The sequence below is a fragment of the Thiomicrorhabdus sp. 6S3-12 genome (genome assembly GCF_017571475.1).
Classification (GTDB): Bacteria; Pseudomonadota; Gammaproteobacteria; order Thiomicrospirales; family Thiomicrospiraceae; genus Thiomicrorhabdus.
This window is the reverse complement of sequence record NZ_JAGETW010000001.1, coordinates 442,366-466,412: the sequence shown is the minus strand read 5'-3', so window position 1 is coordinate 466,412 and position 24,047 is coordinate 442,366. Positions and strand designations below refer to the sequence as shown.

General features: G+C 49.4%; 20 protein-coding genes. 6 read left to right on the top strand and 14 right to left on the bottom strand.

Features of this window, described 5'->3' with window-relative positions; genetic code table 11:
• Positions 1-141 precede the first annotated feature (141 nt).
• Positions 142-1,248, top strand: coding sequence for a TRAP transporter substrate-binding protein (locus J3999_RS02175; RefSeq protein WP_208126340.1), 1,107 nt, complete (start codon positions 142-144; stop codon positions 1,246-1,248).
• A gap of 126 nt (positions 1,249-1,374) precedes the next feature.
• Here the strand turns inward: J3999_RS02175 and J3999_RS02170 are convergent, their stop codons facing one another.
• The 7 genes from J3999_RS02170 to rep all read right to left on the bottom strand — a co-directional run bounded on the left by J3999_RS02170 (position 1,375) and on the right by rep (position 11,541).
• Entirely contained in the window at positions 1,375-2,694 is a 1,320-nt protein-coding gene (locus J3999_RS02170; RefSeq protein WP_208126339.1) for a TolC family outer membrane protein, read from the bottom strand.
• A gap of 38 nt (positions 2,695-2,732) precedes the next feature.
• Positions 2,733-3,122: a response regulator transcription factor gene (locus J3999_RS02165; RefSeq protein WP_173286531.1), complete on the bottom strand. Its 390-nt coding sequence runs from the start codon at positions 3,120-3,122 to the stop codon at positions 2,733-2,735.
• Between the two features lie 379 nt (positions 3,123-3,501).
• Positions 3,502-4,887 carry an HlyD family type I secretion periplasmic adaptor subunit gene (locus J3999_RS02160; RefSeq protein ID WP_243755240.1) on the bottom strand — a complete coding sequence of 462 codons (1,386 nt, stop codon included), beginning with the start codon at positions 4,885-4,887 and terminating at the stop codon, positions 3,502-3,504.
• The gene (locus J3999_RS02155) at positions 4,887-7,085 is read right to left on the bottom strand and encodes a type I secretion system permease/ATPase (RefSeq protein WP_208126338.1); all 2,199 of its coding nucleotides are present in this window, start codon (positions 7,083-7,085) and stop codon (positions 4,887-4,889) included. The genes J3999_RS02160 and J3999_RS02155 overlap by 1 nt, the downstream gene beginning before the upstream one ends.
• Positions 7,086-7,373: 288 nt before the next feature.
• Positions 7,374-8,096, bottom strand: a complete 723-nt coding sequence (locus J3999_RS02150) for an OmpA family protein (RefSeq protein WP_208126337.1) — start codon at positions 8,094-8,096, stop codon at positions 7,374-7,376.
• Positions 8,097-8,282: 186 nt separating this feature from the next.
• Positions 8,283-9,488, bottom strand: a complete 1,206-nt coding sequence (locus J3999_RS02145) for an iron-containing alcohol dehydrogenase (protein ID WP_243755239.1) — start codon at positions 9,486-9,488, stop codon at positions 8,283-8,285.
• A 16-nt stretch (positions 9,489-9,504) separates the two neighbouring features.
• Positions 9,505-11,541 (bottom strand): DNA helicase Rep, encoded by a 2,037-nt coding sequence (gene rep / locus J3999_RS02140; RefSeq protein ID WP_208126336.1) that lies wholly within the window; start codon positions 11,539-11,541, stop codon positions 9,505-9,507.
• Between the two features lie 155 nt (positions 11,542-11,696).
• Between rep and J3999_RS02135 the strand changes: the two genes are divergently transcribed.
• Complete coding sequence (locus J3999_RS02135) at positions 11,697-12,281, top strand: methyltransferase (RefSeq protein WP_208126335.1); 585 nt, start codon at positions 11,697-11,699, stop codon at positions 12,279-12,281.
• A gap of 117 nt (positions 12,282-12,398) precedes the next feature.
• Here J3999_RS02135 and J3999_RS02130 read toward each other — a convergent pair whose 3' ends face one another.
• Positions 12,399-13,199 carry a hypothetical protein gene (locus J3999_RS02130; protein WP_208126334.1) on the bottom strand — a complete coding sequence of 267 codons (801 nt, stop codon included), beginning with the start codon at positions 13,197-13,199 and terminating at the stop codon, positions 12,399-12,401.
• On the bottom strand, positions 13,199-14,245 hold the full coding sequence (locus J3999_RS02125) for a hypothetical protein (RefSeq protein ID WP_208126333.1): 1,047 nt from the start codon (positions 14,243-14,245) through the stop codon (positions 13,199-13,201). The genes J3999_RS02130 and J3999_RS02125 overlap by 1 nt, the downstream gene beginning before the upstream one ends.
• A gap of 231 nt (positions 14,246-14,476) precedes the next feature.
• Here J3999_RS02125 and J3999_RS02120 point away from each other — a divergent pair, with 231 nt between their 5' ends.
• From J3999_RS02120 to truD, 4 genes are all read left to right on the top strand, one after another.
• Positions 14,477-15,883, top strand: a complete 1,407-nt coding sequence (locus tag J3999_RS02120) for a diguanylate cyclase domain-containing protein (RefSeq protein ID WP_208126332.1) — start codon at positions 14,477-14,479, stop codon at positions 15,881-15,883.
• Between the two features lie 114 nt (positions 15,884-15,997).
• The gene (locus J3999_RS02115) at positions 15,998-16,966 is read left to right on the top strand and encodes a Tim44 domain-containing protein (RefSeq protein ID WP_208126331.1); all 969 of its coding nucleotides are present in this window, start codon (positions 15,998-16,000) and stop codon (positions 16,964-16,966) included.
• 112 nt (positions 16,967-17,078) lie between these two features.
• Positions 17,079-17,531 carry a hypothetical protein gene (locus J3999_RS02110; RefSeq protein WP_208126330.1) on the top strand — a complete coding sequence of 151 codons (453 nt, stop codon included), beginning with the start codon at positions 17,079-17,081 and terminating at the stop codon, positions 17,529-17,531.
• Between the two features lie 88 nt (positions 17,532-17,619).
• Positions 17,620-18,762, top strand: coding sequence for a tRNA pseudouridine(13) synthase TruD (truD, locus tag J3999_RS02105; protein WP_208126329.1), 1,143 nt, complete (start codon positions 17,620-17,622; stop codon positions 18,760-18,762).
• A gap of 63 nt (positions 18,763-18,825) precedes the next feature.
• Here the strand turns inward: truD and hisI are convergent, their stop codons facing one another.
• The 5 genes from hisI to J3999_RS02080 all read right to left on the bottom strand — a co-directional run bounded on the left by hisI (position 18,826) and on the right by J3999_RS02080 (position 23,756).
• Positions 18,826-19,227, bottom strand: a complete 402-nt coding sequence (hisI, locus tag J3999_RS02100) for a phosphoribosyl-AMP cyclohydrolase (protein WP_371811849.1) — start codon at positions 19,225-19,227, stop codon at positions 18,826-18,828.
• Between the two features lie 53 nt (positions 19,228-19,280).
• Positions 19,281-20,360, bottom strand: coding sequence for a 3'-5' exonuclease (locus J3999_RS02095; protein WP_208126327.1), 1,080 nt, complete (start codon positions 20,358-20,360; stop codon positions 19,281-19,283).
• 105 nt (positions 20,361-20,465) lie between these two features.
• Positions 20,466-21,356 (bottom strand): UDP-2,3-diacylglucosamine diphosphatase, encoded by an 891-nt coding sequence (locus J3999_RS02090; RefSeq protein ID WP_371811838.1) that lies wholly within the window; start codon positions 21,354-21,356, stop codon positions 20,466-20,468.
• Between the two features lie 24 nt (positions 21,357-21,380).
• On the bottom strand, positions 21,381-22,475 hold the full coding sequence (locus J3999_RS02085) for a GNAT family N-acetyltransferase (protein ID WP_208126326.1): 1,095 nt from the start codon (positions 22,473-22,475) through the stop codon (positions 21,381-21,383).
• Between the two features lie 24 nt (positions 22,476-22,499).
• Complete coding sequence (locus J3999_RS02080) at positions 22,500-23,756, bottom strand: DUF3419 family protein (RefSeq protein WP_208126325.1); 1,257 nt, start codon at positions 23,754-23,756, stop codon at positions 22,500-22,502.
• Between the last annotated feature and the right edge of the window lie 291 nt (positions 23,757-24,047).

The following is a 24,047-nucleotide window of genomic DNA, read 5'->3' as shown; positions in this document are numbered from 1 at the left end:
TTTTTAAAAGTATGGTTATTATATGTCTTTCGAACAACTACGCTAATGGGCTGAGTGGTAACAAAGCCAAAAAACTTATTTCACCTTATTTTTTTGCTTAAAATGGCACGGTTGATTTTTGATAAAAAGGTAGAGAAACACATGAAACGTAGAGAGTTTTTAGGTGCTGTGGCGGGCGCAACTGCTGCCACGGCGTTAACGGCTTGTGGTTCTGGTGATGAAAATACTCAGGCTGCTCAGGCGATGCAGCCACAGAAAACCTATGAGTGGAAAATGGTTACCACCTGGCCGAAAAACTTTCCGGGGCTGGGAACCGGCGCTAATAATATCGCGAAGCTGATTAACGAGATGTCCGGAGGCCGAATCAAGGTTAAAGTTTACGGGGCCGGCGAGCTGGTTGGCGCTTTTGAGGTTTTCGATGCGGTTTCCCAGGGCAATGCCCAGTTAGGTCATGCCGGCGCATACTATTGGAAAGGAAAAATTCCGTCAGCGGCTTTCTTCTCGTCAGTACCTTTCGGTCTGACGGCTCAGGAAATGAATGCCTGGCTATACTACGGCGGAGGTATGGAACTTTGGGAAGAAGCCTATAAACCTTTCGGTCTGATTCCGAATCCGGGTGGCAATTCCGGGACTCAGATGGGTGGATGGTTTAACAAAGAAATCAATTCTCTTACGGATTTGAAAGGCCTGAAAATGCGTATGCCGGGACTGGGTGGCGAAGTCTTGAAGCGAGCCGGCGGCATTCCGGTCACTTTGCCGGGCGGTGAGATTTTCCCGTCATTACAATCCGGTGCTTTGGATGCGACCGAGTGGGTCGGACCATACAATGACTTGGCGTTCGGGCTCTATAAAGTGGCGAAATATTACTACACTCCGGGCTGGCACGAGCCGGGGACGACGATGGAGTGCATGATTAACGAGAAAGCATTCAACGAATTGCCCGAAGATCTTCAAAGCATCGTGCGCAATGCGCTTAAGGTGGCTAATGCCGATATGCTGGCTGAATATACGGCACGTAACCAGCAGGCGTTGCAGACGCTTATTAATAAGCATAAGGTTGAACTGCGCCACTTCCCGGATGAAGTGCTTATCGAGTTGAAGAAAATTTCCGAACAGGTGATTGAGGAAGCCGCCAAGACGGATGCGTTGTCAGAGAAAGTCTGGGCTTCGCAGAAAGCCTTTAAGGAGCAGGTTTCTCAATGGACGGCCGTATCTGAAGGGGCTTTCCTGAAAGCGCGTTCGTTATAGGCTATTGCCACTGCTTTTATGCGCTGCATCAGTCATCGACTGGTTCAGCGATCGGAGCAGAAGACAATTCTGACAAATAAAAAAGCCCTCATATGAGGGCTTTTTTATTGTCCTGACAGAAAGGAATTATTTCTGTTCAGGAGCCTTTTCGTAGTTCAACTGAATGCCTAGGGCTTCAACCAATGAACCCATACCGTTCAGAACTCGGTATTTTGCGATCATGTAATCGTTTTCACTGGTAACAAGGGCAATTTTAGCGCGAATGTATTCGTCTTCAGTGTTCAACAGGTCAAGCAGAGAACGACGACCCAAGCTGAATTGCTGGCGGTAACCTTTCAATGTTTCCAGAGTGGAATCGATCTGTTGTTGTTGGAAGATTAGCTGTTCGCCCAGGAAGTTTGTTGCTTCCCATGCATAACGAAGGTTCTCGATCGCTTCACGGCGTGTATTGTTGCGTACTTCTGCAGACTGGTAAATGTCTGCCGCTGCACGGTCGACAACTGCCTGATCCTTACCACCGTTAAACAGGTTGTAACGAACGCGAAGCATTGCCTGAAAGTCTTCATATTTCCCTTCGATACCGTTGATGTTTTCGTCGAAAGTCTGCATGACTTCGACATCTACGCGAGGGTAGTAAAGTTTTTGAGCCGTAGCATACTGAGCGCGTGCGCTGGTGATGTCGGCATTGGCTGAACGCAACGTAGGATGTTGCATTAGAGCGGTGTTAATCGCTTCTTCCAACGTGTTTGGAATCGTGATGTCCATGTTTGGTTTGATCAGGTCACTGTCAGGGAAACGGCCAAGAACACGGTGGAAACGAGTCAGTACATCCTGATAGTTATTTTTAGCTGCGGTAACGTTAGCGTTAGCCAAGGCTAGACGGGCTTTTGCCTGATCGACTTCAACCTGGTTTCCGACACCGGCCTGACTGCGCTGAACGATCTGATCCAGAATACGCTCGTGCGTCAGTTTGTTTTCTTCGGCCAGGTTAAGAAGCTGCTGTTCTTTAAGCAGGTTCATATAAGCTGAAACCATATCCAGAGCGACTTTGTTAGCAGCCGCTTTGGTTGCGAATTTAGATGACTCCAAACGCGCTTCCTGACGTTTGATTTCATTTTGTGTACCGAAACCTTCAAATAGGTTTTGGGTCAGGCTGATCGAGGCTTCCTTGCGATCCAGGTCGGTTTCTTCCTGGCCTTCGATTTCCAGTTTTTCCTTACCGATACCGGCACCCAGGTCTACAGATGGCAACCAACCGCCTTCAGCGCCTCTTAAGTCAGCTTCAACACCTTGTTTTTCTTTGACTTGCTGTCTGAATTCAGGGCTGTGCAAAATTGCGTCTTCAACCGTTGGTACCAGCTCGATTGCCTGCGCTGAAGTTGCAAAGCTGTTGAGGGCAAGAGCGCTGCTTAGCGCGACAAGTAGTTTAGGAAAGCGTTTGTTCATAGTCATCGTCTCTATCAATGCAAAATCTTTAAAAATGTTTAAGGCCAGTTTTTAATTTTCAAAACCAGAGAAAGTCGGTCCGTGACCTCTAATTTTTCGAAAACATTACGCAAATGCGCTTTAACGGTTCTTTCTGTAATCCCAAGTTGTTCAGCAATTTCACGATTGCTTTTGCTCTGTAACACCAATTCGGTGGTTTCAATCTCACGTTCGGTCAGCGGATCTTTCCACTCGTCCTTCGGTTCCTGATTGACCATCAGGGATTGGCAAATCGCCTGCATGATCGAAGGTCCCAGCCAGACGCTGTCGGCTTTTACCGTCGCAACAATTTGTTCAATTCTTTGTTTCGCGGCAAAAGTGTTGGCGTAACCTCTTATGCCGTTCTGGAATAACTTAATGCCTTCCGCATCATTCGGGGTATTGCTCAAGGCAACCACTCCGTATCCCTGTTTGGCTAATCTGATGATTTCATCAGTTGGCGCCGTATCATCAATCTGGATAAAAATTAATTGATCCTGTGCTGGAAAGTCAACTATTTCATCTAGATTGTTTAAGGTTAAACATTCTCCGGAACAAGTTGAAACCCAATTTTCTAGCGCATTTTTATCTTTTATATAGAGCAATAGAGGTTTCATCTATCAATTGGTCGCCAATAATATGATGTAAGTTATTCTAAATGTAAAATTGTGCCATATGCAACCGGATTTTAAACCCAGAGTTAATGGATGTTATCTTTTATCAAGCAAAATCACTAATTGAATCTATTAATAAGCATATTTTCTGGATTTTTAATTTACTAGTAAAACATTATGACTCTCTTAATGCCAGATCTTTTGCTTTGATAATTGGTTTAAGAATGTAATCCAGGACAGTATGCTTCCCGACGATGATATCGACATTGGCAGTCATACCAGGAAGAAGATACAAGGGGTCTTGCTCGCTTCCCAGGTGGTTACGTACGGTCTCGATCTTTGCCAGATAGAAACTGTTGCCTTCTTCGTCCGTGATGGTATCGGCTGAAAGACTGATTACCTTGGCATCCAGGCCGCCATAGATGGCAAAGTCGTAAGCCGTGAATTTCACCTTGGCCAGCAGCCCCGGATAAAGGAAACCGATATCCGCCGGCGAAATTTTCGTTTCCAGAACCAGAGTGTCGTCGTCCGGAACGATCTCAACGATATCGCTCCCCGGCTGTACTACTCCGCCGATCGTGTTAACAAACAGCTGCTTGATAGTTCCGTGTACCGGTGATTTGACGTCGGTGCGCTTAACTCTGTCGGCAAGGGCGATTTTGGATTCTTCCAGCTGCGCTTTTTCGGCAAGCACGTCGTTAAGCTCTTCCTGAGCCTGATTCATGAAGTCTTCTTTGGCTTCTACGCGTTTCGCTCTGTATTCGGTAATCACCGAACGTAACTGAGGAATAGAGCTTTCGACATCCTTCAGCTTGGAGAGTACTTCATTCTGATCGCGCTGCATACGCAGCAGGTCAACTTCGGATGCGACCCCTTGATTAACCAGTGGGCGCATCAGGTTAACTTCTTTGGTAATCAGTTCCAAAGAGCGTTTAAGCTGTGAGCGCTGATCAAGTGCGCCGCGCAGCTCGAACTTTTTCTGTTCGATCTGCTCGACGATAATGGTGTCGTTACTTTTGAGCTGTTTCTGCCGTGCTTTATAAAGCTCGTATTCGCGTTCAAAAAGTTTCTGTACTTTCGGATTGCTGAAACTTTGCGGTGGTTGAAACTCTTTGTCGTTCGCCTCCGAAGCGAGACGCTGGGCACGAGCGACCAGTTGTCCTTCACGGATTTCGCTTTCTCCGAACGAACTGGCAAACTGAGTGTTATCCAGCTTCAAAAGGGTTTGCCCTTTTTCAACCTTATCACCGGCATGAACGAAAAGGTCTTCGACAATACCGCCTTCCAAGTTCTGTATTACCTGGATCTGAGTCGACGGTACGACTTTGCCGTCACCACGGACAATTTTGTCCAGTTCTGCATAGCTAGCCCAAACAATGAGCCAGATGACAACCAGAAGCATGATCCAAACGACCAGCTGGGAGCGTATCGTCGGTTTTTCCAGGCTGGCCTGGCTCAGGCTGGACATGAATTCGATGTCCTGTTCCTGAATTTCGTCCTTCAGAGGTTTATCCTTTTTGACGGCTTTGAGAGCGTTCTTAATATCGGTTACTTTCATCATTAGCTACTCTTCTGTATTTTGCCCGCTTTAAGCGCTTCAAGAACGGTTGACTTCGGACCGTCAGCAACCAGTTTGCTGTTTTCCATAACCATCAATCGGTCAGTCAATTGCAAAATGCTCATTTTATGAGTAACGACCATCAGGGTGTTTTGGGATAGGTTTTCTTTCAAACGTTCGATCAAAATCTGTTCGGATTTCGCATCCATTGCATTGGTCGGCTCGTCGAGCATATAGATCGGTGCATCAACCAAAAGTGCGCGCGCAACGCCGATACTCTGACGCTGACCGCCGGAGAGCGATTTCCCACCCTCGGTGATTTTCATGCTGTAGCCGGCCGGGTGGCGTTTGACAAAATCATCCACACCGGCAATGCGGGCTGCTTCGATAATTCGGCTGTCTTCGATAAAAGGCGCGCGGTATGCGATATTGTCGCGAACATCGCCGCTGAACAGTGTGACATCCTGCTGAACATAGTTGATATTGCGACGCAACTCAGCCGGGTCGAGTTGGGTGATATCAATGCCATCAATCAGAATGCTTCCTTCATTCGGTTGATAAAAGCCGAGAATCAGCTTCTGGATCGTCGATTTTCCGGAGCCGATGCGTCCGATCACCCCGACGCGTTCGCCGGGCTGAATGGTGAAGCTGACATTGCTCAAGGCTGGTTTGCTATCGCCAGGGTAGGTGAAAGTGACGTTAATAAACTCGATTTTTCCTTCAAACTTCGAGTGCTGAATAAAGCGTTTGTTGCGCGGACGTTCGATCTCTTTTTCCATCAGGCTGTTCAAAGAGTTCAGTGCGGTGCGAGTCTGTTGGTAGGAGGTCGCCAAATTAGCAAACTGTCCCATCGGCCCGACAGCACGCTGGCTCAGCATGACGGCCGCGATCAGTCCACCCATTGTCAGATCGCCTTCAGTGATCATATAAACGCCGGCGATAATGATGACGACGGTACTGAGCTGCGATAAAAACTCTGTCGCACGGCCGATTGAGGCCTGCAGCATTTTGGATTTCAAGCTGACGCGGGCGATTTCGCCGACGGCTTGCTCCCATTGCCACTGCGATCGGGCTTCAACACCCATCGATTTAATGGTGTCCATTGCGGTCAAGGTTTCGATCAGAATGGCGTTTTTTTCGTTATTGGCCTCGTAGGTCGCTTCGATACTGCGCTGGATCGGCCCCATCATCATAAAGCTGTAGATCATAATAATGGTGATGATGGCGATCGGGGCCAGAACGATCCAGCCGGAGATGTAATAGATGACCAGCAGGAATATGACGACAAACGGCAGGTCGATAATGGCGGTCACACTCGCAGAAGTGAAGAAGTTACGAATGCTGTCGAACTCGCGCAGGATATTGGCAAACGCACCGATGGAGCCGACGCGATTCGGCATGGTCAACCCTAGTGTCTGCTCGAACAGTTTGGAGGACATCAGGATGTCGCTTTTCTTGCCAGCGACTTCGAGGAAGTACGAGCGCAAGTATTTGAGCGTCAGGTCAAACAGGTAGATCACCGAAATACCGATTGCCAGAACCCAGAGGGATTCAACCGCATTGTTCGGCACGATACGGTCGTAGACGTTCATGATGAATAGCGGGGTGGCGATAATAAACAGGTTGATCAGGAAGGAGGCGATCAATACATCGCGGTAAATGGATTTGGATTTCCAGATTGTGCTCCAGAACCAGTGGCCTTCTTCAAAGCCGAGAAGGTTTTCCTGCTTCTTATCGAAGTTGTGACGGTTGGTCAGGTACACAGCATAGCCGGTGTAGTTGGCTTTCAGGTTTTCCAGATCGATTTCGGTTTTACCATGGTCTGCATCCGGAAGTATAACTTCTGCCAGCCCTTTATTCGGATCGATGCTTTCGAGTATGCACGCCTGCTTATCTTTGAGAATCAGAATGCACGGAAGAACCAAATTGGAGATGTCTTCAAGCTGACGCTGTTTGAAAGCGGCATTCAGATTGGCACGTTCGGCCGCACGTTGAAAAATTTCCGGAGTAACTTTATCGTCTTTGATCGGAAGGCCCGAGATCAGAGCATCTTTAGTGTAAGGTTTGCGATTGAGTTTGGTGTATATGACCAAGCAATCTAGAAGAGGGCTCTTGAGTTCAATGTGAGTGGCGTTAATTTTAGTTTGCTGCGATGCGTTTGCTGCTTCGCTTGTCGCCTTAGCCTCTGAATTTATTGTCATGGGATAATGTCTTTCTTATCGGATAAGGAATGATAGAAGCCTGATCGAGTCAAGCTTGCATTTATTTTTATTATGCAGGCAAGTATAGCAAATTAAGGGCGCAGGAAAAGAGATGTAAGAGGAATAGTTGCAACTTTTACGACGCTTTTTTGCGATTAATTAACTTTATGTTGCTATATCAAATATTGATTTTTTTGATAGGGGTGCAATAACTGGATGCCTTCAAATAAAAAAAGCCCCGAGACGCTTGTTTCGGGGCTTTTTTCTGCTTATTTGTACAAGAAAATGTTAACGTTTCGCCATGGATGACGGCATCATTTTCGTTGCATCCGAAGGCAGGATTTGATTGCCTGGAAGGACGCGCAATTCGACGCGACGGTTCTGTTTGCGGTTTGCTTCGCTGGTGTTGGCAACCATTGGTTCTTTTTCACCACGGCCGACAATATAGATGCGATCTGCAAGATTTGGCATTTCAGCAGTGATGAATTTTTGAACCGTGTTGGCTCGACGCCATGAAAGACGCATGTTGTATGCATCCGGACCAAGATCACAGGTATGACCCATAATCAGAAGATTGTCGGTCGGTTTCATGCTGTTCAGTTTGCTCAAATTCGCACGCAGTTCACCAATCTGGTCGGCGCGAAGAGTTGCTTTATCCAGGTCGAAGAAAGTGCTGCTCATAGTGAATACCGGTTCAGGTAACGGAGCTTCAATTTTTTCGGCAACAACCGGCTCGTAGATAGTGACTTCTTCGATGACGGTGTTCATTTCCGGTTGCGCGACCGGAGTACAACCGTTGGCATCAACCGATGCGCCCATCGCAGTGTTCGGGCAATGATCCTGCGCGTCGTTGACGCCATCCTGATCCATATCGTCATAGAACTGAACCATGGCTTCAACGTCATTACTGTTTAAGCTTTTCATGGCATTGCCCTCGGCATAAGATGCCGTAGCAAACGCAACGCCCGCTGCGATAAGGCCAAGTTTGAATGCGTTTTTCTGAACTTTCATGAGTATCCGTCTCTCAATTTGTTAGATTTAGATAATATAGTGATAGTGTTTAATTTTTTTACGTATACAGGTATAGAATCTTAATTTCTAACCATCATACACGTTTTGTTGTTTAAAACGCAAAGTCTGTTATGTAACAAAAGCCCTTTTTAGAAAAAAATTAATTCTAAATAGGATAAGGCGAGTTTATAAACTGTTGATTATTGCCTGACGCAGGGTTGAGTCCGTTAATTCCAAGGGGTTGCCGAGCATACTTCCACTGCGGCAATTGGCCAGAACCGGATCGATGTTTTGGCTGTTCAATCCATATTGTTTTAAGCCTTGCGGCGCATAGGTGTCACTTAAGGTCTGCAGATAATTAAGCAGAGATTCCAGTGCCGAATCATCTTTCAAGTCGGCGTTTCGGCTTACCAGGCGTCCTACTGCTGCGTATTTGCTCAGAATCGGCCGGCTAAAGCTTTGATACGTGTGCTGTTGCAGGCCTTCAATATTGGCCCGGGTAATCGGGTTTAGCAGTTTGGCGCAAACGATTCCGTGTGGCGCTTCGAAAAAGGCGCCGATCGGTCCGGCCAGTCCGTGGACTGCTCCCAGACCTGCGTTGGCTAAGGTGGTTCCAGAGAGGGTTGCGGCCAGCATAAGATTTCCATAGCCGCTTTTTCGCTGTTCCTCGTTGCCATGGTCGATCATTTCGAAAGCGCCGAGAAACTTTTGCATGCCTTGCCAGGCCAGTGCATCGCTAATCGGATTGGCTTTGAGGGTGACATAGCTTTCCAGCAGTTGTGTAAAGGCGTCCATGCCGGTGGCGTACAGAATTTCTTTGGGACAGGTCTGTAGCAGTTCCGGATCGAGCCAGGCTTGTTTGGCCAGCAGTTTATTATCGCGGAACGACTTTTTGAATTCTCCGATGCGCGACAAAACGGCATTTTTGGTCGTTTCGCTGCCGGTTCCGGCAGTGGTCGGAATCGCGACGAATGGACAGACCTCAACGTTAAATGGTTTGCCGGCACCGACGCCTTCCAGATAATCCATTACGCTGGTTTGTGAGGGAATCAATCCGGCTACGGCTTTGGCTGCGTCCAATACGCTGCCGCCGCCGATGGCGATAACGGCCTCGCAATCGCGCGGGCACTGGCTGACGATCCGATCAACCAACTCTGGAGAAGGTTCTCCGCTGACTTCGAACAGTTGTACCTGGCATTGCTGGCCGAGTTCCTCTTTAATTTGAGCGGCAAACTGTCCCGGTTTGGCGAGAAAGCGGCTGCTGATAAGCACGACGCTTCGGTGGTATTGCTGTTTAGCCGAAGCCAAAAATTGCTGGCGAATTCCCCAGCCGAAATACAGGTGCGGCATCGGAGCGTATTCGAAAGGGGAGATCATCGGTTGTGCATTCATTTATTCTGTTCCTGGATTAAGCGCCGCCGGAGAGCATGGATCTTAAGCTGGCCAGATTTTCGTTACCGTGTTTGAGTTTTTCCTCTTCACTGATCACGACACCCGGTTTGCCTTCCCAATGCAGCAGCTCCTGCGGCAGTTCGTGCAGGAACCGGCTCGGTTCGCAGGCCATGTCTTCACCGTATTTTCGCCGTTTGCTGGCGTAGGTCATGGTCAGCGTCTGTTTGGCGCGGGTAATGCCAACATAGGCCAGACGACGTTCCTCTTCCAGCCCCGGAGATTCCAGGTTCTGTTTATGCGGCAGAAGTTCCTCTTCCATGCCGATCAGGAAAACGTGCGGGAATTCCAGGCCTTTCGAGGCGTGCAAGGTCATCAGACTGATCATGTCATGTTCTTTTTCGGATTCGTTGCGCTCCATCATGTCCATCAGTGTCATATGGGTCACGATGGTCGACAGCCGTTTCTCTTCGCCGTCCTCTTCCAACGCTTTGTTAATAATCCGTTCGATCCACAGAATCAGGTCGCGGACATTATTGATGCGTTTTTCCGCACCTTTCGGCGTGGTGGCCGTTTCATGCAACCAATTGTCGTATTCGATCTCTTCAATCAGGCCGCGTACAAAATGCACGACTTCTTCGCCTTGGGCGGCGTCGGCTTCCTTGATCCATTTCATCAGCTGTTCGCCGAAGAGCTGTACTCGGCGCAACGGTTTGTCGGCGAGGACATTGGTCAGACCGAATTCCTGGGTTGCGTCAAACAGACTGATGCCGCGGTTGGTTGCGTAGGTCGCCAGTTTTTCCAGCGTCGAGGCGCCGATTTCGCGACGCGGTGTATTGATCACGCGCAGGAATGCCGCGTCGTCATCCGGGTTGACGATCAGCTTTAGATACGACATCACATCTTTGATTTCGGCGTGGTCAAAGAAGGATTTGCCGCCGGAAATGACGTACGGCAGATTATTCTCGCGCAGTGCGCGCTCGATCAGTCGCGCCTGATGATTGCCGCGGTATAGAATCGCGTAATCGCGGTTTTTGGTGCGGTGTTTGAATTTGTGCAGGATGATTTCCGAAACCACACGTTCCGCTTCCTGATTTTCGTTGGCGCAGGAGATAACGCGCAAATGGTCGCCCTGGCCCATTTCGGACCAGAGGCTTTTATCGAACACGTGCGGATTATTGGCGATCAGTTTGTTCGCTGATTGCAGGATGCGGTTACTGGAGCGGTAATTCTGTTCCAGTTTGATCAGTTCCAGAGACGGGAAATCCTCTTTCAGCAGCGCCAGGTTCTCCGGCTGGGCACCGCGCCAAGCGTAGATTGACTGATCGTCATCGCCTACCACCGTGAAGCGCGCTTGAATTCCGACCAGCTGTTTGACCAGCTCGTACTGTGCGGCATTGGTATCTTGATACTCATCCACCAGAAGATAGCGGACACGGTTTTGCCACTTGTCGAGAATCTGTGGCTGCTCGTTGAACAGTTTAACCGGCAGGCCGATCAGATCGTCGAAATCCACGGCGTTGTAGGCTTTTAGCTGTTTCTGGTATACCTGATAAAGGATGGCTCGCGCCTGCTGTTGATTGTCTTCGGCCATGTCCAGCGCTTTTTCCGGCGATATATGGGCATTCTTCCAGTTGGAGATATCCCACTGCACGCCGTCAACCACTTCCGGATCGATGTTCTGTTTGTGCATCAGTTCTTTGAGGATCTGGCCCGCGTCGGCGGCATCCATAATGCTGAAGTTGGATTTATAACCAAGCGCTTTATATTCGCGGCGGATGATATTCAGCCCCAGGTTATGGAAGGTCGAAACATTCAACCCCTTGCTGTTGTCGTCCTTGAGCAGTTTGCTGACACGTTCCTTCATCTCCTTGGCGGATTTGTTGGTAAAGGTCACCGCATAAATGTGATGCGGCTGGTAATCATGCTTGCGGATCAGGTGCGCGATTTTCTCGGTGATAACGCGAGTTTTTCCGGATCCGGCTCCGGCAAGAACCAGTGCCGGCGTATCAATATGCAGTACCGCTTGTAATTGTCTGTCGTTTAATCCGTGCATCTGAAAAACAGTAATCGTGATGGTTGTCGGAATTGCCGTGCCGTCGCGCTTAAGCCGCAGGCACAGTTGGGAAATAAAGAGTACAATATTCTAGCAAATTTTCTCTGAACCGCCTTGAATATTCGGCGCGAAAAAAACATTTAGGATAGGACACCGTGGCAACAATCGAACAACTCAAACAGGACTTACATATTGAAGCGAAGCTGATGGACAAACCTTTGAAGTTTGCCACCACCTGGGGAATTTTCAGCCCGCGTGAAATTGATTCCGGGACGGATTTGCTATTGCGCTATCTGGAGATCAAGGAAGATGAAGTTGCGCTGGATATCGGTTGCGGTTACGGGCCGATCGGGTTGGCGATTGCCGCCAGTGCGCCACAAGGCGAGGTGCATATGGTGGATAAGGACTTTGTCGCGGTCGAATATGCCAATAAGAATGCCGAATTGAACCACCTTAGCCACGCTAAGGCGTATCTGTCCAACGGTTTAAGTAATGTGCCCAAGGATTTGGAGTTCACCACGGTGATTTCCAATATTCCGGCCAAGGTCGGCAAAGAAATGCTGAGCATTATGTTGCACGATATTCATCAGCAGCTGGCCCCGGGTGGACAACTGGTCGTGGTCACTATCAACGGATTGCGCGACTATATGAAGCGTAACTTCAAGGAAGTTTTCGGTAACTACGAGAAAGTTAAGCAGGGCAAGGACTACACTATCTCCAGATGTGTTAAAGAATCCTGAATCGACTGCCGACGGTGCACGGGCGAGCGTCTCCTTTGAGCGCTCCACGCGCCGAAAAGAGAGGTATGTTAAAAGTGGGTTGCGGGTTTTTGCGAAGAAAAGGTCTCTTATTCGCTTTTACTTAAATGCGTACTTCACGCCGATCAGAAATTTCTGCAGATCGTGTTCCGGCTCGGTCGCCAGGCCGATGACCTCTCCCGCGTTGTTTTTGAGCGGGAAGGCTTGCGAACGGGATACGAGCTGATAGCTGTATTGCGAAAACAGCGTCCATTGCGCTGCGATGTTGTAATCGAGTCCGATAATCAGTTCATTGCTGTCGGGTAAATCCAGATCGGCACGTCCTGTGTCCGGTATCTCCAAAGCCATTTCGGCGTTGAAATGGTGCTTTATTCCCAAATTGAGAGCTATATTTTTGAGCGGAATCCGCGCCGAAAGGTTGAGATATGGATTGCGGTATTCTTCGTAGAGCGGAAGAACATTCTCTCGGCTTGAGGTGATGTCTCTTTTCCAAAACGCGTATCCCATTCCGGCATGTAAAGCATAGTCCGCTTTCCAGGCGATAGGGAGTTTATAGAGCACGGCGATATCAAAAAGGGTCGTTTCCGTATCGGTTGAATAGGGCGTTCCGTTTTGCAGTTGGCCGGAATAGTCGATGTCCGCTTTTGCAAAGGAGGCTTTGACGACGAGGCTCTCGGTCTGCATCGAGAGATCGATTGTCGGTAAAAAGCCTTTTTCGCTGTCCAGAAAATGTCCGTCGTCGTCCCTTTCTTCCAGATGAAAATACTGCAGGGCAGGGCCGATTTGAACTTCCGCTCGTGCCGGAAAGGCGCTTAATGCAAGCAGGAAGCCGTAAAATAAGTGCTTCACTTTAAAGCGTTTGGCCACATACACCTTCGTGTGGCCGGGAGAGTGCCGCATTATAGAACTTCCCAATTGACGGTCTTAGTCGTTTCATAGAAGCCGTCATCGTCCGAATCGATATCAAGCGTGATGGTTCCGTCGGGATTGGCGGTCATCAGCATTTGTCCCAAGGCTCCGTAAATCTCGGCTTGTCCCTGAATGGGGTAGTTATAATCGTACCCCTCTTCGAAAGGAATCAGGGTATTGATATCAATCGCTCCAATGCCCTGACCGTTAAGCATGTAGGAGGTCAGGCCGTAGGCACTGTATCGGGCATAAAAGGCTTCGTTGAGAGTGACGCCGTCTTCGTAAATAGTCAGAAAGTCGTTATGGGCCAGAGTGTGTGTCAGGCCGTCTTCAGTAACGCTTAGGTCACCGGTCGCCGTGGAGTTGATGATGCCCGGATCGCCATAATCGTCAAAATGGGAAAGTGCGGTTTGCGTGAACAGGTTGCCGGATTGCAATCTGAAGTTATACAGATCATCTTCAAAACTGAAGTCCGTCAGCTCCATGCTTAGCTCGATCAGACTGTCTGAATAGCTGTCCAGTCTGAAATAAAGTTCGCCATTATAGGTTCCGAAGTCGGTGAAATAACAGTTATTGAAAGTTGCATAGGCATAATCGCCGGCCGTTTCGAACGGATAGGTGTCGTCGGCCACATACCCGCTGACACTGATATAGCCGCTGTCACAGTTATCGATGTTCGAAACCTCTCCGCCGACGGCAGTGGAATTGCTTGGCAAGTTGGCTTTTTCCGCAGTCAGTTTAAAGAGTTTGTAGAGTTCCTGATTGGTATTGAATTCAACGCTCTCTTCGCTGGATTGGACTTCTGCGCCGACAGGAATCAAGTCGCCGTAGGTTCCGGAGACTTCCACTGTGCCATAAGTCGCATCGAGTGCCGAACTGGCGACGGCTTCGGAGTTTTCATAGGTGATGATTACTTCCGCCGAGGTCGGTATGGCAATCGAAGACGATCCGTCACCACCGCCGCCACAGCCGGCAAGAGAGATTAACAGCCCCGTCGAAACCAGACCTCTAATTAAAGAATGTTTTTTTGATAACACGTAACCCCTCCTATGAGCGCATTTGTGATCTCTTCGCTTATAGAATCATTGCCGTTAATTCCGATAAACTCAAGCAAAAATCGACTGGATTTACGTATTTGTTGTGTGCGCGAAGTTTATTTATCTTTAGATTTTGCCGATAAATAAGTGCATTTTTGTTGATTGTAAATAGAGTACAGTCAAATAGGCAGTGCTAGACTTTTTATTTGTCTCGAAGCGGGAGAAAGGTGGGTGTTAAAAGCAGTTCAAGGCCTGATCGGTAACAGAAGCGATAAACCGGTTTACAGTTTGCTGGTTTTAAATCTGTTGATGGCGGTGACCTATTTTGTTTCCGGTAAACTCAGCTTTGCTTTCTCGTACGAACACAGCATTATTACGATTGTCATCTTTGCCGCAGAAGGGTTTGCTCTGGCCGGCGCGCTGATTTTCGGGAAGCGCATTCTTCCGGGAATATTCTTCGGGCAATTGGCACTTGCCTGGCATAACGGCCTGCTTCCGGAAACCTGTCTTGCCGTCTCGATTACCAATACCCTGGAAGCATGGATTGCGATCGCTCTGTTCCAGCTGCTGAAACTTGATCGCAAGATGGAAACCATGCGCGATCTGGGTGGCATTCTGCTGTTGATCCTTTTTGTCCTGCAGCCTTTTAGCGCCACTCTCGGAACGCTCTCTTTAGTCTCCAGCGGCGTTTTATTCTGGGACAGCTATCCGGTAAGTTGGTTGTCCTGGTGGTTCGGGAATGCCATGGGGCAAATTCTGCTCGTGCCCATGCTGCTTGCCTTCAGTTCGGGAGGTGGCCGGCATAAGGGAATCGAGTTGGCGGCAATCGGCGTGTTTTTCGCTGCGACGACTTACCTGCTTACCCGTTATGAAATTGCGTCCAATTTTGTATTGATACTGGCGTTGATGACGCCTTTGGTCATTCTGATTGCCGCTAAGAAAGGCGTGGCCCTGTCGGGGTTTGCCGTAAATGTGCTGACAGTGACCATTCTGTATCAGACATATCAAGGTTTCGGGCCTTTTAAAGAAGGAAGTTTTGAGCAGTTGGTCGAACTGAATTATTTTGTGCTTTCTTTAATTCTTCTGGCGCTGATTCTCGGAGTGCTCTTCGAAGAGAGAAGGGCGAGCGAGCGCCTGCTTTCGCAAATGGCGCTGTATGACCCTTTGACCGGTTTGTTCAACCGTAACGCCATGAAACAGAAAATTCTCGAAGCGCTGGCACGAGCATGGCGGCATGATAAATTGGTCGCCGTCTGCTTTATCGATCTGGATGGATTTAAAGAGGTTAATGATCTGTACGGACATGACTCGGGCGATATAGTGTTGAAGATTCTGGCTGACCGTCTGCGGAATATCACGCGGCGTGAAAATGCCGTTGTCCGCCAGGGCGGGGATGAATTTATTTCGGTTATTGAAGATCTCGAAGATAAAGCGCAGCTTAAACCCTATTTGCAACGGGTTTTGCAGGAGATGGAGGACGAGATTGTGCTCAATTCACATACGATCAAGTTGTCATGCAGTCTCGGTGTGGCCCTTTATCCGCTGAATGCGTCCGATCCGGAAACGCTTCTTAAGCTTGCCGATCAGGCAATGTATGCCGCGAAGCAGGCCGGCAAAAACCGTTTTAAATTTGCTTGAATGACCCGTGATGGCGTTGTAATAAACTGAGTTTATAGAATTTGATGAAATCCTTATAAAATTAAGTACAATGCCATTAAGGTAAGTTCATAAAAATTTTAAATGGAGTTCTTGATGAGTACGAGCGGTACACGTTTTTGGTTGGTGATGATAAGCGTATTCGCACTGCTGTTTGCGATCAGTCAAACGGCGGAAGCGAAACGTCTGGGAAGCAGTAAAAGTTTGGGCTACAGCAAACAGATTACACCGAAGTCTTATACTCAGAAATCCACGACCGACAGCAAAACCACTCAGACTGCCGGCACGACCGCAGGCGCTGCTGCGGGCACGACGGCTGCAAAATCCGGCGCTGCCAAATGGTTGGGTCCGCTTGCCGGTCTGGCGGTTGGCGGCCTGTTGGCGGCGATGATCTTCGGTGACGCCTTTGAAGGTATCCAGATTCTGGATATTCTTCTATTTGCGCTGATCGCGTTTATTCTGTTTCAGATGTTCGCGCGTAAAAAGCAGCAGGCCCAGCAAGAGCCTGTTTATGAAAGCTATCAGCGTGACCAATATCAGCCGCAACAGCCTGCGCAACCGGAATCATCAATGCAGACTCAACAGCGTGACAGCCATGCTCCTTATGACCCGAATGCCGGCGGTTCGATTATCGGCTCAGGTTTGAGTGGAGAAGCGCCATCGGATAAAGCGCAGCCGGTGACGGAGATGCCGGAATGGTTTAACGAGCAAGGCTTTATCGAAGCGGCTAAAGACCATTTTATCGCGCTGCAAAAGGCCTGGGACGACGTTGATATGGCGGCGCTTGAGAGTTACTGTACGCCTGAACTGTTTAAGGCTTTGAGCGAAGAGTTGGAAGGTGTTCAGCCGGGTGATAATCAGACGGGTGTCGATTCAGTCTACGCCGAAATTGCCGATAAGGTGATTGAGGACAATTATTTTATTGTCAGCGTACGTTACAGTGGCTTTATTGAAGAAAGCGCCGGTGAAGGGGCGCACGCCTTCAGCGAAGTATGGCACATTCGCCGTTTACAGGAGGGTGAAGGCAATTGGCAGGTCGCGGGGATTCAGCAGGAAACTCGCTAATCCGCAGCCGATTTACCCCTCTTATGCAAAAGCCTTAAAATACGTTTTAAGGCTTTTTTATTTTGCAGGCCGTAAAATGCTAGCGTGTTTATTTGAAAAATCAGGAGGGGGTATGCATCTTTCCCAACGATGGCTGATCGGTGCGCTTTTTATTTTGGGGGTGGTCGGTTTGACTGCATGTTCGAAAGAACCGGTCAAAATTGTCAGCGCCAAAATGGTTGATACGATGGATCGCGGCTCCGGTAATTTCGACCGTCTGTTTGAAGTCTGTTTCGATAAACCTTTGACGTCAACCTACTATCACAAGATGGTGATTATCTCTAAGGAGAACCTTAAGCTCGAAGGCGACGGGCTTCTTAAACCTATGGCGTCCGATCCGGATAACCCCTGTTATGTACGCAATCTTTATCTGTATATCAATAAAGATTCTCCGATCGATGCGCGGGCTTTAATTAAGGATTATATGGTGCCGGGCAATGTACGCCAGCTGCTGATTCAGATCTATAACGAAAAGCCGCAAGGCAAAGAACCGCCGATTGCCGAAAAGGTATTCAATAATCTCTAAGCCGGTCGGCCTTTAAGCTTTAAAATACAACCCCGGACTTTTGGTAGCCCCAGACGTCCGGGGTTTTTATTTGAGTAAAGAAAGAATTATGAGTAAGCCAACGATTGACCAGGCCGATTTTTCCCGGCTCGCCTATGCAATTTCACCTCCGCAGCAGCAGGCGGTTTTTAAACAACAGCCGGATGATTTCCAGGTTCAGGAAATGAATCCGTACACTTTGAGCGGTGAAGGCGAGCATCTGTGGCTCTACTTGCAGAAAACCGGCGAGAACAGCGAATGGCTGGCTAAAGAAATCGCCCGATGGGCCGGCGTATCCCGTTCAGCGGTCGGAATGGCCGGACAGAAGGATCGGCATGCTGTTACCCGACAGTGGCTCAGCGTGCATTTACCGGGCAAAAGCGATCCGGATTGGGCTGAGTGGCCGCACCCTCAGGTGCAATTGATTAAATCCTCGCGGCATAATCGCAAACTGCAAAAAGGCGGGCTTAGCGGTAATCGTTTTATTATCCGCCTGCGTGACCTGCAATCGCTTGGCGAGCAGGATCTGGGACAGATAATCGATGAACTGAGCGCACGTCTGGAAACCGTTAAGAGCGAAGGCGTCCCTAACTATTTCGGCCCGCAGCGTTTCGGCAAAAACGGCAACAACCTTCCCGGAGCATTACAGATGATTGAAGGCGGCCAGAGGGTGCCGAGACATAAGAAGAGCCTCTATCTTTCGGCGCTGCGCTCATGGGCCTTTAACTGCTATGTAAGCGAACGTGTCGAACAAGGAAACTGGAACCGTTATCTGGCAGGGGATGTGTTTCAACTTGAGGGATCCAGTCGCTGTTTTGCGGATGACGGCACGGACAATCTGCCGCAGCGTCTTGCGGAGGGCGATATTCACCCGAGCGGTCTGCTGATCGGTCAGGAAGCGAAAGGGCTCCTGCAGCCGCAGGGAGAGGTTCTGCAGATGCAGACGGACTGGCTGGCGGATTTTGCGCTTTGGAGCGAAGGTCTGGCTAAAATGGGCGTGAAGGCGGATCGGCGTGCTCTGCGCTTGATGCCGCAGGAACTGCAGTGGCAGTGGCTGCCGGTCAATTCGCAAAACGGCGAACAAAGTCTGGATCTGCAATTGGAATTTATTCTGCCGGCCGGGGCTTTCGCTACTATGGTTTTGCGCGAGTTACTGATTGCCAAAGAACCTGTGCGCGTCTATAACGACAACGAGCAATCCGCCGAAGCTTAAAATAAAAAAGCCGCAAAATAGCGGCTTTTTTTATGTGCAGAGATTATTGGCGACTGTTTTCAATTATTTCTTATACAGATCTTCCGGCGCGATCAGCGGTTCGGAAGTGATGGTTGCCTGATCGCCTTCCACCAACGTATAGAAGCAGCTGCGGCGGCCCGTATGGCAGGCCGGCCCGGTCTGGTCGACCAGCATCAGGATGGCATCGCCGTCGCAATCAAAGCGAAGCTCTTTCAATACCTGAATCTGTCCCGATTCTTCCCCTTTGCGCCAGTAATTCTGGCGCGAACGCGACCAGTAACAGACGCGGCCGGTCTGCAGAGTCTCCTGTAGAGACTTCTCGTTCATCCACGCCATCATCAGTACTTCTTTACTGTCGTACTGCTGGGCAATGGCCGGAATCAAGCCGTCCTGATCGAATTTGACCTTGTCTTTCAGATCCTGCCAGTCGAAGTGCTCGCCCATTTTGGCTTTTTCAAGTTGCTTGAAATTGATATCACTCATAACGGTTCCTGAAATCAGCTGCGTTTGGCGTTCGCGAAAGCGGCGGCAAACGGATTGTTGGTGATTTCCTGCTTAACCTGTTTCGGTTTTTTCTTCTCGCCGATCTGCGATTTACGGCCTTTGTCCAGCATGGCGTTGAACAGATCGACGGTTGCTTGAGCATCCGCCAGTGCATCGTGTGCGTCACCCGGGAAAGGCTTGCCGAGCACTTTTTCGTAAGCGTCGGTCAGTTTCGGCGTTTTGTAGAACCAGTACATACGTTCGGAGTGCCAGCGAATGGCGCCGTTCAGGTCGCGGCTCAGCTCGGCGACATCCAGCCAGGTGTTGTAGTCCAGTTCAAAGCGCAGCATTTTCTTTTCGGCGCTTTTCTCCAGATACATGAAATCGCTTTCTGTACTGTACGCCAGAACTACATCAGCATCGCGCAAGGTGTCATGGATCTGATCCCAGACCTGAGCCAGAAGCGGTTCGTTGACGACCATTTCCGTGGTGATATTGTGTTTCTCATTCTCCGGGATATCGTAGCCGGGATTGATCAACTGGTTAAACAGCTCTTTACCTTCGCCGTCGCAGGCGGAAAGCTGAATAATGTCCGCTTCCGGGTCGGTCGAAATATTGGTCGCTTCAATATCGATGCAGACGATTTTTTTGCCTTTCAGTTCTTCGGCATGCTCTTTGAGCTTGTACAGTGCATCGTTACGGCGTTCCAGAATCAACGGGATCACTTCGGAATCGAGGAATTCTTTAAGCAGTTCTTCGATCTTTTTGCTCAGTTTTGAAACCGAGCGTTTCAGAGCCGCGCGCACCGTTTCATCTTCCGAGCAACGCTCGATAAAGGTATCGATGTCCATGATTTCGTCTTTGACGCTGACGGCTTTCAAGGTTTCTTTAACCAGCTTTTTCAGATTAAAGTCGTGCTGTTCCAGAGGCGGGATAATCACCTGTGCATTCAGCAAAGAGGTTTCGCCTTTGGCCGGCGAAGCCATAATTTCCACGCCTTTAATATTCAGGCCGTCGGATGCGGCAACCGCAACAATATACTCTTTGAGCGGTTGGTTACGTTTATCAATCAGGATTAGTTGTGCATTGCTCATTTGGATAGCGATTTGTAGTGACTTAAAACAAAGGCCCTATTCTAACAGTCTGGCGTGCAAAAATTATCTGAATTCGCTTCTGCTGCAAGCAATTTCCGCCGAAGACTAAGCCGCTTCGACGGAAGTCTGTTGTGCAGTGAGCTGTTTGGCGCTCTGATGATCGATATCGATCCAGCGGATCAGGTGGATCTTGCCGTCGAAATCCTCCGCCAGCGCGGTGCAGGATTCAACCCAGTCGCCGCTGTTGAAATACATCACGCCGTCTTCCATCTCACGGATTTCGGCATGATGGATATGGCCGCAGACGACGCCGTCCATTTTTTTCTGTTTGCCGCTTTTGGCGACGGCGTGTTCAAAGTCGGAGATGAAGTTTACCGCGCGTTTGACCTTGTGTTTGAGATAAGCCGATAAAGACCAGTAGCCGAAGCCGAGACGGGCGCGGGCTTTATTGAACCAGCGGTTCCAGGTCAGGACAGTCTCGTACAGAAAATCGCCGACAAAGGCGAGCCAGCGATGGCACTGGATCACGCCGTCGAACTGGTCGCCGTGAACGCACCACAGTTTTTTGCCGTCGGCGGTGATATGGACGTGTTCATCGACCAGATGAATGTTGCCGAAATCGATGCCGGAATAACGGCGCAGCATATCGTCGTGGTTTCCGGTGATATAGATCACCTGAGTGCCGCGTTTGGCGCGCGTAAGAATGCGGCGGATGACATTGGTGTGCGCCTGAGGCCAGTGAATCTTTTTGCGCATGCGCCAACCGTCGATGATGTCGCCGTTGAGAATCAGTTTCTCGCAGTCGTGCTGTTTCAAAAAGTCGCTGAGAAAGTCCGCTTTACAGCCTTTGGAGCCGAGGTGGCAGTCGGAAATCCAGATCGTCCGGTAGCGTGTCGGCTCGTCGGAGAGGTTTTCCGTGCGCGGCTCTTCGGCCATTGCCGAAGCGAGCCAATGTTCTCTGTCGAGAGGAGTATCGGTTTGTTGCGACTGTGTCATAAGCGGGCTCTCGTAAAGCTGAAATTAGATTTGGTTTTCGGTAAACAGTTTAGGGGCGTAGCGGTTCAGTAGTTTGCTGAAGCTGTGCAGCAGCCAACGCTGTTTAAAAGGCAGGTGGCGGCAGTATAGAGCGGTGTATTCCATCGTCGCTTCACCTCCCCGGTTGCGTTTGAACTCTCCGGCTCCGGAACTCAGATTCAGATCGAGTTGCCGTTCCATGGCGAGTTTGCACAGTTGTGCAATGACCAGACGGTAGAGTCCGAGCTTTTTCTGCGCATGGGTGTCATAGCCGACGATCGGAGCCGTCATTACGCCGTTTTCGGTAAAAACGCCCAGAGTGGCCAGAATTCTCCCGGCACTGTCCCGAAAACTGAAAAATTCCATAAGGTTTTGTCGGTGCAGCATCCACAGATACTGTGCGCTGTATTGCGGATTAAACTGCGAATGCTTGTCGATAAAAAGGCGGTGAAAACACTGTTCGATTTCTTTGAAATCCGCTTTGCAGTGTTCTTGCGGCTGAAGCAGGGTTAGCGCGGTTTTACGCAGCAGTCGTTGATCGTTTTTGACATTATTCCGTTTCTGCCAGTCGCCGTTTTTGGGGAACAGATACACTTGGCGCGCCGGAAGCATCAGCCAGCCTTGGGCTGTGAGGTGCTCGATCAGTTCGCCATTGTGCTTTGCATTCAGAGAGCGGATTGTCAGATTATGAAACGGGTTTTGCAGCACCAGTTTATGGGTAATCGCAAAAACTTCCTGAGCCGAAAGCGACGGCAGGGGGTTGGTCGAAAAGAGCCAGTTGTTGAGACAGACGCTGTGGTTGATATGCGCCATTTTCAACCAGACGGACGCCAGATAGGAGGCTTTGTGCAGCAGCCATCTCTGTACCGGTGATTTGATCAGTTGCAGCTCTTCCCGCGCATAGTCGATATAGGCGGTATGAAAGGAGCAGATGTAGCTGTTATGGTACTCGCTTTCGTTATAGCTGACCGGAAACAGAAGGTTTTCGTGATGGAAAATGTCCAGCTCGGTTTGTACGTTGCGGATCGCCTGTCCCGGATCAAAGCTGTTGTATAGCTGCACAAAACGCAATGTATGAAAATCTTGTGGTTGAATGCTCATAACGGATTTTGTCTGTTGGGGATGTCAGGCCTGTTTGTGATAAACGAAAACTGCTCCGTAGATCGCCGAGCGATCGCGGCGCGTCCAGTCAGCGTTTTTCTGTGCGTCGGTCTGCCACTGTTGCAGCAGCTGCTGATCAAGTTTTTCCTCCAGCGGCGACGACGTTGCCGCCGTACGGAACACCACACGCGCACCGGGTTTGGCGGTGCGCGTGATTTCCTGCCATAAAGCGTTCACCTGTTGTGCATTCATCCAATCCTGTGCATCCAGCAGAAGGTAGGAGGTCAGACTCTGATTCGGCATGGCTTGCAGCCGTTCGGTCATGGACTGGTGGTAGACCTCTATTTTCTGGCAAGCCCTTTTCAGGTGTTCGAAATGCTGCGCCTTGAGATAGCGGGGAAGCGCAATGCGTTTTTCGTGATCGTATTCGCGGGCGAAAGCCTGCCAGGCGAAATAATTTTCCTCCAATGCAAAGTCGCAGGCCAGACTGCGGGCGCGATCCTTAAGCAGTTCGTGCATTCCTTGCTGTTGCTGCTTGGAATCCTGCGCCATTTCGTCAAATTGCGAAGGCGGGATGCCAAGACTGTAAAGCACCATCGGGCGATTGCTCAACCAGCGTAAAAGACGGGTGTCGAAAACCGGCGCGACGTGTTTTTCAAACAACTCTCTTTGCTCGGTACGGTTTCGAGCCTGCATAACGAGGCTGATGTCATATCCGAGACGTCTGCTGAGCCAATGAATCAAGCCGATGAACTGCCCGAGCAATCCGAAGCGGTAAAAGCCTTTGCTAAACATCGCAATGCGCGGCTGACGGCGCCAACCGGTTCTTTTATCCCAGTAAGAGCGCGTTTTATTGTCCAGATAAGGGCGGATGTAACGCCGGTAAAGTTCCATGTTTTCGGGCGTATCGGCTCGGCCGAAAAACTGATAAAAGCTTTCCGCATCCGGAAGGTGACGCAGTGCGGCGATTTTGAGCTGAATCAGCGCGATATGTGCTTCGTTTAAGTCCACCACCGTAACCGATGCAGGATCTTCGGTCAGATAGTTCAAGGCATTGCAGCCGCCGGAAGAGATGGTGAAAACGCTTGAATTTCGATCCAGTTCAAGTGCGGCGATATCGACTTCGGGATCTTCCCAGATCTGCGGATAGACAAGACGGTCAAACCAGGCGGTAAAAAGTCGGTCAAGCAAACCTTTACGACTGAATACGGAGCTGTTGACGACGGCTTTTCTCAAAAGCGATTTGGTTTTGATTGGTTTGTCGATAGTGGTGCTGGTCATAGCTAGCCTTGCATTGTGTGCCTCTCGGAGAGGATTTTTCCGTGTACTTGCACTGTCTTGAAAAATCCAAGCTTATGTTAGGAGGTCGACCGGCGGGATAAGTGAATATCGAGTGAAGCTTAGGTAACAGTAAAATGACAGAAACGCTTAGCCATAAGATAGTTTTCTTCCTGATGACTTTTTATCTCGCGAATCTGTTAGAGTGTAAAAATCAATGCCTCTGCTGCGCACCAAAAACAGGCGTTTTGCACCTATTTAAAGCTGCGGTTCCGGGCATATCGAAATTTATGG

What these genes read in the sequence shown, in the direction of transcription:
- J3999_RS02155 (WP_208126338.1), bottom strand. Translation starts at nt 7,085, where the DNA reads ATGACAATAAATTCAGAGGCTAAGGCGACAAGCGAAGCAGCAAACGCA.
- J3999_RS02115 (WP_208126331.1), top strand. Translation starts at nt 15,998, where the DNA reads ATGAGTACGAGCGGTACACGTTTTTGGTTGGTGATGATAAGCGTATTC.
- J3999_RS02130 (WP_208126334.1), bottom strand. Translation starts at nt 13,199, where the DNA reads ATGCGGCACTCTCCCGGCCACACGAAGGTGTATGTGGCCAAACGCTTT.
- J3999_RS02080 (WP_208126325.1), bottom strand. Translation starts at nt 23,756, where the DNA reads ATGACCAGCACCACTATCGACAAACCAATCAAAACCAAATCGCTTTTG.
- hisI (WP_371811849.1), bottom strand. Translation starts at nt 19,227, where the DNA reads ATGGGCGAGCACTTCGACTGGCAGGATCTGAAAGACAAGGTCAAATTC.
- rep (WP_208126336.1), bottom strand. Translation starts at nt 11,541, where the DNA reads ATGCACGGATTAAACGACAGACAATTACAAGCGGTACTGCATATTGAT.
- J3999_RS02160 (WP_243755240.1), bottom strand. Translation starts at nt 4,887, where the DNA reads ATGATGAAAGTAACCGATATTAAGAACGCTCTCAAAGCCGTCAAAAAG.
- J3999_RS02085 (WP_208126326.1), bottom strand. Translation starts at nt 22,475, where the DNA reads ATGAGCATTCAACCACAAGATTTTCATACATTGCGTTTTGTGCAGCTA.
- J3999_RS02095 (WP_208126327.1), bottom strand. Translation starts at nt 20,360, where the DNA reads ATGAGCAATGCACAACTAATCCTGATTGATAAACGTAACCAACCGCTC.
- J3999_RS02145 (WP_243755239.1), bottom strand. Translation starts at nt 9,488, where the DNA reads ATGAATGCACAACCGATGATCTCCCCTTTCGAATACGCTCCGATGCCG.
- J3999_RS02170 (WP_208126339.1), bottom strand. Translation starts at nt 2,694, where the DNA reads ATGAACAAACGCTTTCCTAAACTACTTGTCGCGCTAAGCAGCGCTCTT.
- truD (WP_208126329.1), top strand. Translation starts at nt 17,620, where the DNA reads ATGAGTAAGCCAACGATTGACCAGGCCGATTTTTCCCGGCTCGCCTAT.
- J3999_RS02150 (WP_208126337.1), bottom strand. Translation starts at nt 8,096, where the DNA reads ATGAAAGTTCAGAAAAACGCATTCAAACTTGGCCTTATCGCAGCGGGC.
- J3999_RS02090 (WP_371811838.1), bottom strand. Translation starts at nt 21,356, where the DNA reads ATGACACAGTCGCAACAAACCGATACTCCTCTCGACAGAGAACATTGG.
- J3999_RS02175 (WP_208126340.1), top strand. Translation starts at nt 142, where the DNA reads ATGAAACGTAGAGAGTTTTTAGGTGCTGTGGCGGGCGCAACTGCTGCC.
- J3999_RS02110 (WP_208126330.1), top strand. Translation starts at nt 17,079, where the DNA reads ATGCATCTTTCCCAACGATGGCTGATCGGTGCGCTTTTTATTTTGGGG.